The sequence below is a fragment of the Kocuria sp. SM24M-10 genome, assembly GCF_001027955.1.
Lineage (GTDB): Bacteria > Actinomycetota > Actinomycetes > Actinomycetales > Micrococcaceae > Kocuria > Kocuria oceani.
In genome coordinates, this window is sequence record NZ_LDNX01000148.1 from 1 (window position 1) to 14,049 (window position 14,049).

At 67.7% G+C, this 14,049-nt stretch carries 14 protein-coding genes and 2 pseudogenes; 9 read left to right on the forward strand and 7 right to left on the reverse strand.

What is annotated here, in order from left to right; translation table 11 throughout:
- Window positions 1-1,618 (reverse strand): annotated as a pseudogene (locus ABL57_RS22475) (hypothetical protein); the annotation flags it as partial.
- 470 nt (window positions 1,619-2,088) lie between these two features.
- Here ABL57_RS22475 and ABL57_RS17915 point away from each other — a divergent pair.
- The gene (locus ABL57_RS17915; RefSeq protein ID WP_047804843.1) at window positions 2,089-2,496 is read left to right on the forward strand and encodes a hypothetical protein; all 408 of its coding nucleotides are present in this window, start codon (window positions 2,089-2,091) and stop codon (window positions 2,494-2,496) included.
- 1,099 nt (window positions 2,497-3,595) lie between these two features.
- On the opposite strand, the gene ABL57_RS17920 is transcribed toward ABL57_RS17915, so the two are convergent.
- Window positions 3,596-3,925 (reverse strand): Lsr2 family protein, encoded by a 330-nt coding sequence (locus ABL57_RS17920; protein WP_047804844.1) that lies wholly within the window; start codon window positions 3,923-3,925, stop codon window positions 3,596-3,598.
- A gap of 61 nt (window positions 3,926-3,986) precedes the next feature.
- The gene (locus ABL57_RS17925) at window positions 3,987-4,475 is read right to left on the reverse strand and encodes a hypothetical protein (protein WP_047804845.1); all 489 of its coding nucleotides are present in this window, start codon (window positions 4,473-4,475) and stop codon (window positions 3,987-3,989) included.
- A gap of 252 nt (window positions 4,476-4,727) precedes the next feature.
- On the opposite strand from ABL57_RS17925, the gene ABL57_RS17930 reads away from it, so the two are divergent.
- The 4 genes from ABL57_RS17930 to ABL57_RS17945 all read left to right on the forward strand — a co-directional run bounded on the left by ABL57_RS17930 (window position 4,728) and on the right by ABL57_RS17945 (window position 7,249).
- On the forward strand, window positions 4,728-5,321 hold the full coding sequence (locus ABL57_RS17930; RefSeq protein WP_047804902.1) for a recombinase family protein: 594 nt from the start codon (window positions 4,728-4,730) through the stop codon (window positions 5,319-5,321).
- Between the two features lie 164 nt (window positions 5,322-5,485).
- Entirely contained in the window at window positions 5,486-5,968 is a 483-nt protein-coding gene (locus ABL57_RS17935; protein WP_047804846.1) for a hypothetical protein, read from the forward strand.
- A 134-nt stretch (window positions 5,969-6,102) separates the two neighbouring features.
- Window positions 6,103-6,447 carry a hypothetical protein gene (locus ABL57_RS17940; protein ID WP_047804847.1) on the forward strand — a complete coding sequence of 115 codons (345 nt, stop codon included), beginning with the start codon at window positions 6,103-6,105 and terminating at the stop codon, window positions 6,445-6,447.
- Window positions 6,448-6,760: 313 nt separating this feature from the next.
- Window positions 6,761-7,249 carry a GNAT family N-acetyltransferase gene (locus ABL57_RS17945; RefSeq protein ID WP_047804848.1) on the forward strand — a complete coding sequence of 163 codons (489 nt, stop codon included), beginning with the start codon at window positions 6,761-6,763 and terminating at the stop codon, window positions 7,247-7,249.
- A 109-nt stretch (window positions 7,250-7,358) separates the two neighbouring features.
- On the opposite strand, the gene ABL57_RS17950 is transcribed toward ABL57_RS17945, so the two are convergent.
- Window positions 7,359-7,856, reverse strand: a complete 498-nt coding sequence (locus ABL57_RS17950; protein ID WP_047804849.1) for a DUF1990 family protein — start codon at window positions 7,854-7,856, stop codon at window positions 7,359-7,361.
- A gap of 41 nt (window positions 7,857-7,897) precedes the next feature.
- On the opposite strand from ABL57_RS17950, the gene ABL57_RS17955 reads away from it, so the two are divergent.
- The 3 genes and pseudogenes from ABL57_RS17955 to ABL57_RS20925 form a co-directional block, all read left to right on the forward strand.
- On the forward strand, window positions 7,898-8,419 hold the full coding sequence (locus ABL57_RS17955; RefSeq protein WP_047804850.1) for a hypothetical protein: 522 nt from the start codon (window positions 7,898-7,900) through the stop codon (window positions 8,417-8,419).
- Window positions 8,420-8,547: 128 nt separating this feature from the next.
- Window positions 8,548-8,784, forward strand: coding sequence for a cold shock domain-containing protein (locus ABL57_RS17960; protein ID WP_047804851.1), 237 nt, complete (start codon window positions 8,548-8,550; stop codon window positions 8,782-8,784).
- Between the two features lie 98 nt (window positions 8,785-8,882).
- A pseudogene (locus tag ABL57_RS20925) lies at window positions 8,883-9,074 on the forward strand (IS1380 family transposase); the annotation flags it as partial.
- On the opposite strand, the gene ABL57_RS17970 reads toward ABL57_RS20925, so the two are convergent.
- The 3 genes from ABL57_RS17970 to ABL57_RS17980 all read right to left on the reverse strand — a co-directional run bounded on the left by ABL57_RS17970 (window position 9,074) and on the right by ABL57_RS17980 (window position 12,341).
- On the reverse strand, window positions 9,074-10,426 hold the full coding sequence (locus ABL57_RS17970; protein WP_152683456.1) for a M23 family metallopeptidase: 1,353 nt from the start codon (window positions 10,424-10,426) through the stop codon (window positions 9,074-9,076). The pseudogene ABL57_RS20925 and the gene ABL57_RS17970 sit on opposite strands and share 1 nt — an antisense overlap.
- A 571-nt stretch (window positions 10,427-10,997) precedes the next feature.
- The gene (locus ABL57_RS17975) at window positions 10,998-11,948 is read right to left on the reverse strand and encodes a M56 family metallopeptidase (RefSeq protein ID WP_047804853.1); all 951 of its coding nucleotides are present in this window, start codon (window positions 11,946-11,948) and stop codon (window positions 10,998-11,000) included.
- Between the two features lie 6 nt (window positions 11,949-11,954).
- Complete coding sequence (locus ABL57_RS17980; protein ID WP_255396363.1) at window positions 11,955-12,341, reverse strand: BlaI/MecI/CopY family transcriptional regulator; 387 nt, start codon at window positions 12,339-12,341, stop codon at window positions 11,955-11,957.
- 108 nt (window positions 12,342-12,449) lie between these two features.
- Between ABL57_RS17980 and ABL57_RS17985 the strand changes: the two genes are divergently transcribed.
- On the forward strand, window positions 12,450-14,033 hold the full coding sequence (locus ABL57_RS17985; RefSeq protein ID WP_047804855.1) for a cytochrome ubiquinol oxidase subunit I: 1,584 nt from the start codon (window positions 12,450-12,452) through the stop codon (window positions 14,031-14,033).
- Window positions 14,034-14,049 lie beyond the last annotated feature (16 nt).

The following is a 14,049-nucleotide window of genomic DNA, read 5'->3' on the forward strand; positions in this document are numbered from 1 at the left end:
CGGTGGAGACCGCCCAGGCGGAACTGGCGGCGGCCACGGCCGTCTCCACGGCCACCTCGGCATCGGCCACGGCGGTCTCGGCGTCCTCGACCGCGGCCACCAGGCCCAGCTGGGCGTCCAGCTCGGCCTGCGCGGCGTCGAACTCGGCCTGGGCGGCAGCCTGGATCTCCTCGGCGGCGGTCACCTCCGCCCGAGCCTCGAGCAGCGATTCCGGCTCCACCTGCGCGTCCTCCAGGGCCACCTGCGCCTCGGCCACTACGGCGGCGGCGGCCTCGGCCTCGGCCTGGGCGGCGTCGCGGTCGGTGACTGCCACCTCCAGGGCGGCCTGGGCATCGGCGACGGACCCGGCCTCCTCCACGGCCGCGGTCGCCTCGACCACCGCGGCCGCGGCGGCCTGCGCCTCGGCCTCGGCGCCCGCCAGTTCCGCCTGGGCGGTCTCCACCGCGGCGGCGGCCTCAGCGGCGGCGGCCACGGCGGCGTCCAGCTGCGCCTGCGCGTCGGCGGTGACACCGGCGGCCAGATCCACCTCGGCCTGGGCGGCATCGGCCTCCTCCTGGGCGACCCCCACGGTCAGGGCCGCATCGGCGGCAGCAACCACCGCGGCATCCAGATCGGCCTGGGCGGTGACCACCGCAGCGACCGCGGCCTCCACGGCCGCAGTGGCCTCCTCCACGGCCAGCTCGGCAGCGGCGATCGCATCGGCGTCCCCATCGGCCACCGCCGCGGTCAGCGCCACCGTGGCATCGGCCAGGGCCGCCTCGGCATCGGCCTGCACCCCCAGTGCCGCATCCACCGCGACGTCAGCGGCAGCAACCGCGGCATCGGCCTGCACCTGAGCGTCCAGGGCGAGCTGCAGCTCGCCCAGCTCCACCTCCAGGGCGGCCTGCGCCTCGGCCTGCACCGCCGCCGCCGCATCCAGGGCGTCCTGGGCGGTGCCGACCGCCGCGTCGGCCTCGACCTGGGCAGCCAGGGCCGCGTCCACGGCGTCCTGGGCCGGTGCGAGCCCCGCGTCGGCCTCGACCTGAGCGGCCAGGGCGGCCTCCAGGGCCTGCTGCGCGGCAACCGCGGCCTCCAGATCGGCCTCGGCCTCCAGCACCGCCTCATCAGCTGCCGCCAGCTCGGCGTCGGCCTCGACCTGCGCGGCCAGAGCGGCCTCCAGATCGGCCTCGGCAGCGGCGACGACCTCGTTGTAGGCGGCCACCTCGGCCTCCAGCACGGCCTCAGCCTCCGCCAGGGCCGCGTTCGCCTCATCCAGCTCGGCCTGGGCGGCGTCCCGGGCCGCCTCAGCGGACTCGATGTCCACCTCAGCGGCGGCCTCCACCGCAGCCTCCAGCTCCGCCACCGCCACCTCCAGGGCGGTCGCGGCGTCCAGGGCAGCCTGCGCCCGGGCATCACGCTCGGCCTGAGCGGCCACCACGACGTCGACGGCGGCCTCGAGCTCATCGACGAGCTCAGCCTCGATCCCGGCCTGCTCCAGGCCCGCCTGCAGCGCAGCATCGGCGGCCAGGCACTGCGGGTCACCCACCGCGGCCGACGCCGGGGCAGCCGTGAGGAACACACCACCAGAGGCCAGTGCGGCCGCGGTACCGGTAGCGAAAAGCTTCTTACCAAAGTTCATGATCGCTCTTATCTGATACTGGGCAACCCAACCGGGGGGGAAGGACGCCACGAACGGGGGGTAACGAAAGCAAACTTTGCTTTCGTGTAGCCCACTGTACAAAAGTCACCGTGCTGTGGGTCACTTAGGGGTCATATGACGTCCATGAGACGCGAAAAAGGGTGCTGTTCCGGGCCTCCACCAGGGGATACGGCCCCACCTGCCCTTTCCAGAGAAAGCCCTCAGGTGCAGGACGTCCCCTGATCAGGGGACCTGCCGACAGTGTTTCTTCGCAATGAGGGGCTGATGACGCGTTGTCGGGCCCCGGACCGCAGCCCGCACCGGTAAATCCTTGGTAGGCGGCTGCGTCGCGGTGGTCGTGGCAGGTCGTGGAGCGTCACACACCCCAGTACGGGCGATCCGGGCCACTAGGGTGGCTCTGGCCCCCCACTGCCATCGACAGAAGAAGTGCAGCGGAAGGACAGGCTCCCATGGACGCACCCCAGTCATCCCAGGCGCGGGGCGCGGTGCTCACCACCGCCAACGTCGCCGACGGCCAGGTGCTCACCGGCCGGGACATGGACCTGGGTGGGCTTTGCCGGGTGGTCACCACGGTCATCGACGACGATGCCGTGCTTTACGGAGAGTTCACCGTCGATGCGGAGCTGCTCCACGTTCACGACCCGGGGCAGGTGCAGCACCACCCGGCTGCCCTGTGCGGGATTGTGGAGGACTGGGACGGACCCCACGACGGCACGGTGACCCTGAGCGCCTACGTCTATGTCCACACTCACGAACACGGCGCACTGGGACTGAGCTTGCCGGCAGCCCTGCAGGTGCTCAACGACATCCGCCGGCAATGCGTGTCCTACCTGCGCAAGGGAACAGCCCAGCCGTAAGGGGAGTGTCCCCGCCCTGCTGAGCGGTGGCACTTCGGCGCTCGGTTGGGGAGGTCGGTCACCTGCCACGTGGGCCAGGGGCGCCCCGAGGCCAGCAGAGCCTATGTTTTCAGCTGCAGGCATGGTCGGCGGTGGGAAAGCTGTGTTCGATGGTGATGGGGGCGGGCCCTGCCAGTCGGGGGATGCGGCAGGGCCCGTCCGGTGTCATCCGCACGGGGGATGCGGGCACCACCGCCGCAGGAAATGCCCGGACCAGGAGCTCTCCGAACACGGAGAGACTGAGTGGGGGACTGATCTCGAACCATCTGCGGCGATGGCCTCACGATACGCCCTATGTGCATGGGTTTACATGGGTGTCGTTAATGTGACGACTTCCCGGGAAATGCCACCGAACACCTGAGCAGGAATGGTGTCCGCCCCGTCGATCAGTCCACACTGGGCCCCCGGGGGTGCAGTGCTCACACCATGGCCTTCGGGGGAGGGGCCGGGCGCTGCGCCCGGCCCCTCTTGCCCGCAATGACCGCTCACGAGACCCCGCTTTTTCATTTCCCGGGCCTTGCAGGCCGAGAAGGGAGTCAGGCGCGAGGTCCTTTGCGTCGTGCAGGAAAAGTCGGACCGCCGGCCATACTGCTCCCCGGCTGCCGAAACATCGGCATATCGGGATTCTTGACGTGTTGATGACGAAAGCGCCCCCGCCCGGGAGAGGGCAGGGGCGCTTCGCTGCGCCATCGGCGCACAGCTAGGCATGGTCGGACTGGACGACGGGCGCCTCCCCCCAGAGGCGCCCTCCGAACCTGTTCAAGCCCCCCGGCTTGACTTGCCTAGCCGCGTAAAAGCCAACGCTCCGAGCGCCAGGAAACCCAGTGGCCGTCTCGCATCATGAACAACCCGGCCTGACTAGGAAAAACAACCCGCTGCCCACCCACGAACAGAACGCTCACTCCAGCGCAGCCTCAACACCGCCCCCCCAACTCGGGACAAGACGCAAACCCAACCCAACCTGCAGCGACATCTCCACACAGCGCTTGGACCAGACCTGGACCCGGGTGTGCCCCGCGGAAGACAGAACAAGCACCAGAGGCCCCTTGGGGGCAGACAGTCAACGGGCGGCGTAGTAGGCGTCCTTGACGGTCTGATGGATCCGACCGCGGTCGGAGACCTCGTATCCGTTTTCCTTGGCCCAGGCCCGAATCTTCGCGGTGTCCGGGTCGCTGCTCGATGCGCGGGTGCGGCTGCCGCGAGAGCCCCCGCCGCGGGTGGCCTTGCGACCGGCGGCTACGAAGGGACGCAGCGCCTCGCGCAGCTTCTCGGCGTTGGCGTCGGAGAGGTCGATCTCGTAGTTCTTGCCGTCCAGGGCGAAGGTGAGGGTGGTGTCGGCGGGGCCGCCGTCGAGGTCGTCCTCGAGGTGCACTTGGACTTTCTGGGCCATGGGTGTGGGTTCCTTATCAGTGAGTGGGTCGTAGAACAGGGCTGTGCGGGGGTGCGGGTGGTCAGGAGTCGTCGGTGGTGTCATCGCCGGCCGGGTTGTCCTGGGCAGCGACGGCGTCGATGTCCTCCATCGGGTCTGCTGTCTCGGTGTCCTGGGCCGGTGCCGCGGGCTTGGTGCGGTTGCCGGTGATGACCGTGCCCTCACTCGTGAGATCCACGCAGAGCATGCCGTCCTCCACGAAGGGCTTCCAGCGCCTGGTGGCAGTGGTGTCAATGCCGTAGTGCTGCGTGAAGGCGGTGGCCGAGACGATGGCCTGACCCGGACCGCGCTTGGAGCCGTTACGGACCGCATAGGCGTGCGGGGAGGAGTCATCGGCGGCACGCAGGGCCATGACCTGCCGGTCCCGGTCGTAGAGCAGCTCCACCGTCTCAGCGTTGTCCACGAGGACGTGGGCGGCCTTGTTCAGTGAGATCACCCCGCGCTTCTGAATGGTGACGCTGGGCGCCTTAGCCAGGGGAGTCATCCTCTTGTCAAAGACCTCGAACGGCATGATTCCTCCTGTAGTCAGCAAATGCGGGACACAGTATGCATTGTATTCATTGCATTGTATGCCCGCACACTTACTGTGCTCGCGCAGGGATGTGTCTTAGTAGGCAAGGGATGCGAGACGTCTCGTCCGTCGAATTTTGCGGTGGAGAACCTCTGCGGGTTTCCGCGGGTCGATGAGTCTTGCAACTATGTGCTTTATGTTTGCCCCTAGAATCAAATACTCAACGTTGGTTGCGAGACAGATGGGGTGGACGTGGGGAAGCTGATCGGGTACGCCCGAGTGTCGACGCGTCAGCAGGACGCGGACCGTCAAGTGTCTGACCTCCTGGCCGCCGGCGTGCGGCGCGATGACCTCTACGTAGACAGTGGAGTGTCTGGAGGCCGTGCGTCGCGTCCTGCCTTCGACAAAGCGGTGGCCGCGCTCGAGGACGGCGACACGTTGGTGATCACGACGCTGGACCGGTTGGGGCGGTCGACGCAGAACATGCTGGTCTTCGCCGAAGCGCTGCGCGGGAGAGGCGCCGGTCTGCGGGTGCTGAACCTCGGTGGGGGAGACGTGGACACCCACACTCCGATGGGCTCGATGGTGTTCACCGTCATGGCGGCCCTGGCGCAGATGGAGCTGGAGATCAAGCGGGAGCGGATCACTGACTCGGTGGCCAAGCGCCGGGCCGCCGGCAAGGACCTCGGTGGGCGGCGTCAGACCTTCACCGACTCCCAGATCCGCAACGCGCTGCGGCTGATCGACACGGGGGAGCCGGCCACTCAGGTCGCCCGGGACCTCGGGATGTCCAGGGCCACCCTCTACCGGCGGATTCGGGAACTCCCGCAAGCGACGACCATCTGAGACCGTCATCTCCTGTGGGCATCGTGATACGTATGCCGTTCGTGCCCGGGTGCGAGGCAGGGCCCGGTGGTCGATTGAGGTGCTTTCCGAATTCCGCTGACCAGTGCGGAAGGAGGGCGCGTGGCGCTCGACCTGACACCTGTCGATTTCTCTACGGTGGTGGCATGGGAACCATTGTGTCTGCTCCTGCCGATCTGGTGGTGGCCACCAGCGACGGGATCGATGTGCGCTTCGCCGGCATCGACCTCGCTGCCAGCCTGTCTCCGCATGCGCAGGAGCCACCGGGTGGCCACGGCGTACGGATCAGCCTCGCCGCGGTGCGAGGGGCCGAGACCATGCGCCGGGACGGCCAGTTCCAGGCTGCCCGCCTGGCCTGGGCCCAACGACGGCAGGACAAGATGACCGAGGAGGAGCCGTTGCCGCTGATGCCGGGGTTCTCCGTTCTGGACCGGGTCGGGGTGGTGCTCAGCGATGAGCTCGGTACCGAGTACCGCTTGGTCGCCGGACAGGCGGCCGGGGACGGCACCGAGTGGGAGAGCGCCTGGGAGTTCGTGCCCCCGCCCCCGGAAGCGGCTGGGACGCTCCGACTCCAGTTCACCCTGGACGGGGCACCGACCGGCAAGACCTGCGAAGTCTGGGTCCAATAGACCTCCGACGGCGCCCGTGAGCCGGGTGACCGTGCCCACGACCGCGTGTGTCGCGTCGTCGCGGTGGGATGACAGGCTTGGCCCCGCGACCTCAGGCGCAGGAACCACGAGCACAGTTGGGGAAAGGAGCAGCGATGGGCAGCCCGGACTATGCAGGGCTGGAGCGCCTGCTGCGGGAGCGCAACGAGATCGACTGGGTGATGGTCGCCAACGTGATGGACGATGCCACCGCCTACGGTCTGCCCGCCACCGAAGAGGGCGTCATTGATTACATCGTGGGGCTTCATGAGCAGGGCAAGATCCGTGTGGGCATCTACGTCCATGGCACCTCGGAAGGATTCGTTCCGTGGGAGGAACCGATCCTCGACCTGCCGGTCCGCCTGCGGGCGGCCTTGGTGCTCACGGATTCCGAGGATCCCTTGGGGCCGGTGATGACTGTCATGTTCACGTTCATCGACGAGGATCCACCCCTTGCTTGATCCCATGGAGGGCAAGGGATTCCTCTGCGGGCTCAGCTGGAGGGTATGGCGAGACTCCGGGGTCTGCTTCCTGCCTTTCTCTCGCCCTCTCAGACGAGACCCGTGAGTGCTCCTTGCCGACAGGTCGGCCATAGCGTGGGGCGACCTTACCTGGGGCCTCCATACGTACGGAAGGAGATCACTTGACGGCCGCGACGGCCTCATCCGGAGTTCAATCTTTGACCCACTGTGCTGCGGTTGAGGTTCATCTTCGAACATGCGGCCTGGTCAGCGGCAGCGCCGGTCTAAGGCGGGGCGTCCCTAGCATTGGGGCATGCGCCTCCGAGAGACCAGCCCAGCCGATTTGGACGTCTTCCTGAGTTGGGTGCCCTCCGAGGCCGACATGGTGCTCTGGTCCGGGCGGACTTTCACGTGGCCGCTGGATCGGGGGCAGTTGGAGACCTATCTGCAGAATGATCAGCGCCGGTATTGGACCGGATTGGATCCCGACTCCGGGGATCCGGTCGGTCACGCCTCGTTGCTCATCGATGTCGACGCACACATGATGCGGCTCGGGTGCATCCTCCTCGACCCGGACGCTCGAGGGCGCGGTCTGGGGCGGGGACTGATCGGCACAGCGGTGCGCACGGGCTTCGAGGTCACGGGGTTGCCGGTGATGAAGCTCGGTGTCTACGCGCACAATGTCTCCGCCCGGCGCGTGTACGAGAGCCTGGGGTTCCGGGAGACCGGGCGGGTGCGCAGCACCGAGGTGGGCGGCCAGCCCTGGCACGCCCTGGAGATGGAGCGGTCACGACCCAGCTGACCCCGCCCATGGGCGCCGGTCCTTTCCACCGGTGCTGAGAGCTGGCGCGAGGATGCGGCGTCGCGATGGGGACTCCGGTGGCGTACGCCGTCCTGTTGTCGGGGAGGCGCTAGAGAGCCTGCAGGTAGCGGGAGGTGTACCGCTGTTGGAGCCGCCGGTTGATCGGCGCCAGGGCGCGGGACCACCACGTGCCCTGCCGGGAGAAAGCGGTGATGGTCAACACGACGGCGTCGTCCTCCCGCCAATCGACGCAGAACCTCTCCTCGCCCTGCTCCGGGTGGCCCTGCAGGGTCCCGTAGGCGAAGCCCCGCCGGCGCTCCTCCTCCACGACGTAGACCACTTGGCAGCCGAAGGAGATCCGCAGCAGGTGCCGGCCCAGGCGCAGACGGACGCGGCTGCCCTGCTCGACGCGCGGTGTGGTGGCCTCGACGGTCAGGCCGGCTGCCCGGTGCATCTGCCAGCTCATCAGGCGCTCCGCGGCTCGGTGGAACGTCGGCTCCCCGTGGCCGATGACCCGGTGGACCCTCAGATGGTCGTACCCGTCGGGCAACTGCCCGGCGGTGGCACCGATCTCCGGGTAGGTCAGTGGGCGGTCGAGCAGAGTCATAGCGCTCACTATGCCAAGGGAGCGCTTTATATATAGCCCTCGTGGGGTTGGGTGCGCTCTCTTGTGCGGTGTTGATCGCCCGGGGATTCATCATCTACTTCACCTCGCCCCCGAGTGGGGCCGTGATCGGTGCCGGAATCGGCATCGGGTTGCTGCTGGTGCTGTACTCGACCGTCCTCGTGCCCTTGGCGCTGGGCCGGGAATGCGCCCCAGCACTGGGGGCCGTGTTCGCGGGTCTGGCCGTCGCCGGGACCCTGGTCGAGCTGGCCGGATCTGCCGGCCCGGCGAACCTGCCCGTGGTCGGGCTGGGGTTGGCCTTCGTGGTGATCAACATTGCCTGGATCAAGCTCGAACGTGACGACAGCGGTTGGGTGGGTCTGCTCACTTGTGTGGTGACGGGACTGCTGGTTGGCATCGAGCTGGTGGCCATCGTTGCGCGCGGGGCCCCCGGGCTGGGTGAGTTGCTGCCGCGCCTCCTGGTTCTCGGGGGAGCAATGGTCCTGGGTGTGGCGATCCGCCGACGCTGGAACCGCGTCGGCGATGAGCACGACCGGTCCACTTAGGCCGGCACCTTCAGGGAAAGGCGTTGATCAGGGATGGGCGCAGATCAACAGCGGACGTCGGGGACTGATGTGGGTCGCCCTTGGCGTCAGCATGGCTTTGGTCGGTCAGCGAGGTGAATCATTGGGGTATGGGATCGAGCTACAGCAGCGACGGCGTGGTGCGGGAGTGGTACGGCGATGAGGGCTGGGGGGTGGTTGACCTCTCGGGTCACTCCGGCGGGTGTTTCGTGCATTTCACGCACATCGAGGGCCCGGAGAACGCCTATAAGGAACTGGTTCCGGGCCAGCAGGTAATCATCACTTGGGAACGGGTCGAGCAGGACGGCTATCCCGCCCGAGCGATACGGGTCGAAGGGATTGCATAGGCGAGTTTCCTACCGCGGTCAGTCGCGTCTGCTTGCCCTGAGTAGGTGGGCGTACCTGTACACCTCGGCCACCTGAGCGGGTGGGGTTGCTGCCGGTGATGCGCCTGGCCCAGGAGATCGGGTTGCGCGACCTGGTCGATGAGCGGTTGAGCGTGCCCACCGACAAGGGCGCCAACCCGGGGCTGAAGGTTTCCTCGCTCGTGGCCGGGATGCTCGCCGGGGCCGACAGCATCGACGACCTGGTCCTGCTGCGCCAGAGCGCGATGAGCAAGCTGTTCGAGGCCGTCTATTAGAGGGCTGGCACCGCACCGGTGGTCGACGAGGTCCCGGCATCCTCGGTTCCCCTGGCAGGGTCCGTGATGTCTACAGGATCGTTTGGCTCACCAGTCTTGGGGGTTGGTTTGGCAGTCGCCATTCGTGCCGGGCGTATGGGCTCCTCTTCCTTGTCGTTGAGGATGCCGTCCCCGTCGATGTCCGGGTCTTCCTCATTGAGCAGGCCGTCCCCATCCATGTCCGGGTCAACCTCATTGACGAACTTATCGCCGTCGAGGTTGTCGTCAGCCTCGTTGTCGATGCCGTCGCCGTCAAGGTCGGTGTCTTTAATGTCGAGGGTGCCGTCGCGATCGGTGTCCCGTTTGGTGTCCGGAATCCGGGGCGCCACCCCGGGCAGGAGTTCCTTCTCGTCCCCAGTGTCCGCGGACGGTGACGGTGCGGGTTTGGGCGGTGCGGGATTGGGCGGTGCGGTCGAAGATCCGGAGGGGGCAGGAGCAGGTGCTGGTTTGGCGGGCTTTACCGGCTTGGTCTGGGGGGGCGTGGGCTTTTGCGCCGTTGGCGGTGCAGGAGTCGGTGCGGGGCTGGGTTTTGCAGGAGCGGAAGGCTCGGCCGTGGGCTGTGGCTCCTTCGTGACCTTCTTGGTCGCAGCGGCCTTCTGCTCGGCAGCCTTCTTTTGGGCGGCCTTCTTCTGCTTGGCAGTCTCCTCGCCCGGGGCGGTCTTTTTCTTGGCGGCGGTCTCGTCCTCCGCGAGAGCCGGCACGGGCACCTCCAAGGAGTACTTGCTGCGGGAGGCGGGAATGACGCGGAGACCGTCGACCCAGTCGAAGGACTGGGGGTCCACGGCCTGCCCGTCGACCCAGGTCTCGAGGTGCAGGTTTGGTCCCGTGACCCGGGTTCCGGTGGCGCCGACGGAACCGAGCTGCTCGGACGCGGCCAGCCGGTCACCGGTGGCCACCCTGACGTCCTCGAGGTGGTTGTAGGTGGTCCTCAGCCCGTCCGCGTGGGTGACCTCCACCCGGTTGCCGCCCCAGACGTCCCAGAACACGGCCGTCACCTCGCCCTCGGCGGCCGCCACGACCGGCAGCCCTGCGGCGGCGGAGACGTCGGTGCCGTTGTGGAACTCGCGGTCGCCGCGATCGGGAGCGATCCGCCACCCGAAGGTCCCCCCGGTCAGGACGGCCCCGGGAGTGGTGGGGGCGATGAGGGTGTTGACGGGAAGCTCGCCCGAGTACAGCCTCGGTGCGTGCCTCCCCGGGCGCACCGTCGAGGCTGCGTTTCGGCCGCCGTCGCCCCGGCCGGTGCCTTGGCGCCAGGACCCGTCGCCCGCGGCGCCGTCCCGGACGGGCGAGGTGGAACGGTCCTGCCGCAACGGTGCCGTCGGAGGGCGCTGCCGCTCCTGACCCGAGGCGAAGAGGCTCCACCCGCTGTCCGACCGCTCCGAGGAGGCCGAGGATCTCGCCGACACCCCGAAGGCAGCCCCTCGTTCTTCGCCGGTCCCAGGGGTGATGCCCGAGCTGACGGCCACGCTCACCGCCACGAGGGCCGAGAACGCGGCGAGGGCGCTCACCGGCGAGGAGGCGCGGTGACGGAGGTCGGACTTGGCAGGGCGGCGAGAGGAGTCGCGGGGCATGATCGTGGTTCCCCCAGGATGTCGCGGGCAGCGACGGAAAGATCAAGCAACGGACCGAAGGCATCAAACATCGGTGTGCGCGTAGGAGCACGGACAATCCTCCTGAGGATACGTCTTCGCTCCCGTTAATGCGGTGTAGGGCGGGGACGCAACGCTGTATGACGCGCAGAGCTGCCGCCCTCTGATTCGAGGTTCCTGAATCGGTGGCAAAGTGGCGCTGATGCAACTCACTTGACGCGGTAGACCTCGGTGTCACGGCGCCAAATCGTGGTTCAGGTGGTGCCGTGGCAACCAGGATGGTCCACTCCTGTCAGTCGATCAGGTTGGTGAGGCCGGGGGCGAGCAGCAAGACGGTGGGCACGGTGATGAGCGCAGCGGCTGCGCTGATGACTGTTGCCTTTGGTCCCGCCGGCAAGGGTGTGGCTTCCAGTCGCAGGATGCGCTGACGGGCGTCCTCGACAGGGGCCGCGCCTGTCCAGGTGCCTTGGATGCGGTGCGGGGGAGCAGCGGATCCACTGGTGCTGACGAGGGCGACGGCTCGGGCGAGGGAGCGGTCGTCGATGCTTCGGCGGGCGTGGTCGTCGGCGAGCATCTCAACGAGGACCCCGACTTCGCGGTGGGCGCGGTCGGCGATGGGAAACCAGGGCAGGGAAGCCTTCCAGGCGCGGAACAGCATCAGCACGATGTCATGGCGCTGGGTGGCATGTGCCCTTTCGTGCTCGATCACCGCGTCCAGCTCGTCCTCATCGAGCAGCGACAGCAGCCCGGCAGAGAGCACGGTCATCGTGGTGAACGCCCCGGGGAGGCAGTAGGCGACCGGGGCGGGGTTGTCGAGGAGCCGGGTGCCGGGGGCGTCGGGCAGCGGTGTGCTCAAAAGCAGGACCAGCTGGGCATGGCGGCGGCGATCGCGTTCGGCGCGCACAATCGTGACGACCAGGTTCAGCAGCAGATGCCCGCCGAGCAGAACTGCTCCGGACAGCGCGAGGATGTGCACCGGCCTTGCCGGGCCCCATGGCTGATCTCCCAAGAAGCTGGTGGCGAAGCTGATGCCGCCACTGACCAAGTCCGGCCCAAAAGGGGCCAAACCGAAGGTGAGCAAGGCCCCGAGCATCGACAGCCCGCCGGCCAGGGCGACGGCCTGCCAGAGCACCAGTGCGGTGGCGGGGGCGCGGGTCGGCCACTTGGCGTGCGAAAGCAGGATCGGGACGGGCCAGGCCAGGGCGAGGGCAAATGCGGCCAGGGCGAGCGAGGTGCTGATCACATGGACTCAGTGGTCGTCGAGGAGGCGCCGCAGAGTTTGTGCTTCCTCGGAACTGACGCCTCCGACGAAGCGTGCAAGCACAGCGGCCCGGTCGTTGGCTGTTCCCAGGACCTCGTGCATGAGGTTGGCCATGTGCTCCTCCCGGGAGGCCGCAGCTAGGTAGCGGTGGGGGCGGAAGGTGCGTTCTCGTGTGACAAAGCCTTTGCGCTCCAGGCGGGACAGGACGGTCAGCACAGTGGTGGCGGCGCGGGGCCGGCCGCTGTCGGTGGTTCCGGTCAGCTGGTCCTGGAGGTCGTAGGCCGACAGGGGGGTGTCCGCCTGCCAGAGGATCTCCATGACGGATCGTTCCAGGTCACCCAAGGAGGTTGCGCGTTTCGAGTCGTTGACTGCCACCAGCTGATTCTAGCGGACCGACCCACATGTTCTACAGTGGTGTAGAAATATTTCTACGAGTCGTAGAACTATTTTTACACCACTGTAAAAACGCTTGGGGGACAACCCATGGATCCGTTGGAGATCGCCCGGTGGCAGTTCGGGATCACCACCGTCTACCACTTCGTGATGGTCCCGCTCACGCTCGGGCTGGGGCTGCTGGTGGCGCTCATGCAGACGATGTGGGTGCGCACCGGCAACGAGCGTTGGCTGCGGATGACGAAGTTCTGGGGCAAGCTCTACCTGATCAACTTCATCATGGGCGTGGCCACCGGCCTGGTCCAGGAGTTCCAGTTCGGGATGGCCTGGAGTGAGTACTCCCGCTTCGTGGGCGACGTCTTCGGGGCACCGTTGGCGATGGAGGGCCTGCTCGCCTTCTTCTTCGAGTCCACCTTCCTGGGCCTGTGGATCTTCGGGTGGGACCGCCTGCCCAAGAAGCTGCACCTGGCCACGCTGTGGACCGCGGTGCTCGGCTCCGTGGTCTCTGCCTTTTTCATCATCGTCGCCAACTCCTGGATGCAGCACCCGGTGGGCGTGGAGATGGTGGACGGCCGCCCGGTGATGAACGACGTGTGGGCGGTGCTGACCAACAACACGGCCCTGGTGGCCTACTCCCATACTCTGGCCGGGTCCGTGGCAGTGGGCGCGGCGTTCCTGATCGGGGTCTCCTGGTACCAGCTGTGGCAGCGCCGCCGGGACAACATCGACACCGTCGACGACTCCGGTGCCGTGGTCGTGGGAGAGCGGGTCGATATTCCCGGCCGGGACCGGGTCGACCACGCGGTGTGGCTGTCCAGCCTGCGCATCGGTGCGGTGGTCGCCGCCGTCGCCTTTGGCGGGGTCGCCGCCACCGGGGATCTGCAGGGCAAGCTCATGTTCGACCAGCAGCCGCTGAAGATGGCCGCCGCTGAGGCGGCCTGCCACGACGGCACCAGCTTCTCGGTGCTGGCCGTGGGCCCGCTCGGAGCCCAGGACTGTGACCAGGTGACCAACGTCATCGAGATCCCGGGTCTGCTGTCGTTCTTGGCCCACGGGGACTTCGACACCGAGGTCAAGGGCGTGAACACCCTCATCCCACAGTACGAGGCCGCCTACGGCACCCACCTGCCTGAGGACCCCATGTACGGCGAACGGGCCGGCCAGAAGATCGACTACCTGCCCCTGATGGAGGTCACCTACTGGGGGTTCCGCCTGATGATCGGCTTCGGCATGCTCGCCGCCGGCTTCGCGGCGCTGACGCTGTGGATCACCCGGAAGGGCACCGTCCCGGCCTCCAAGCCTTTGATGTGGGTGGCGGTGGCCTCCATCCTGGCACCCTTCGGGGCCAACATCGCCGGGTGGGTGTTCACCGAGATGGGCCGGCAGCCGTTCGTGGTCGTCCCGAATCCCAACCCCAGTGGTGTGGACGGGGTGTACATGTACACCGCCGCTGCCGTGTCACCGGGAGTCAGCGGGGAGGAGATCCTTTTCTCCCTCATCACCCTCGGGTTGATCTACGCGGTCCTGCTGGTGGTGGAGACGAGGTTGCTCGTGCGCTACGTGCGCGGCGGGGTCGCCTCGGCCATGCCCGAGCTCGCCCACCGGGACGATGACCCCGCCCATCCCGAGGGCATGACCGGTCGGCGCGATGACGTGCTGGCCTTCGCCTACTGAGCCCGACGACCACAGA

What these genes read in the sequence shown, in the direction of transcription:
- ABL57_RS17985 (WP_047804855.1), top strand. Translation starts at nt 12,450, where the DNA reads ATGGATCCGTTGGAGATCGCCCGGTGGCAGTTCGGGATCACCACCGTC.
- ABL57_RS17950 (WP_047804849.1), bottom strand. Translation starts at nt 7,856, where the DNA reads ATGACTCTGCTCGACCGCCCACTGACCTACCCGGAGATCGGTGCCACC.
- ABL57_RS17920 (WP_047804844.1), bottom strand. Translation starts at nt 3,925, where the DNA reads ATGGCCCAGAAAGTCCAAGTGCACCTCGAGGACGACCTCGACGGCGGC.
- ABL57_RS17945 (WP_047804848.1), top strand. Translation starts at nt 6,761, where the DNA reads ATGCGCCTCCGAGAGACCAGCCCAGCCGATTTGGACGTCTTCCTGAGT.
- ABL57_RS17925 (WP_047804845.1), bottom strand. Translation starts at nt 4,475, where the DNA reads ATGCCGTTCGAGGTCTTTGACAAGAGGATGACTCCCCTGGCTAAGGCG.
- ABL57_RS17960 (WP_047804851.1), top strand. Translation starts at nt 8,548, where the DNA reads ATGGGATCGAGCTACAGCAGCGACGGCGTGGTGCGGGAGTGGTACGGC.
- ABL57_RS17915 (WP_047804843.1), top strand. Translation starts at nt 2,089, where the DNA reads ATGGACGCACCCCAGTCATCCCAGGCGCGGGGCGCGGTGCTCACCACC.
- ABL57_RS17940 (WP_047804847.1), top strand. Translation starts at nt 6,103, where the DNA reads ATGGGCAGCCCGGACTATGCAGGGCTGGAGCGCCTGCTGCGGGAGCGC.
- ABL57_RS17935 (WP_047804846.1), top strand. Translation starts at nt 5,486, where the DNA reads ATGGGAACCATTGTGTCTGCTCCTGCCGATCTGGTGGTGGCCACCAGC.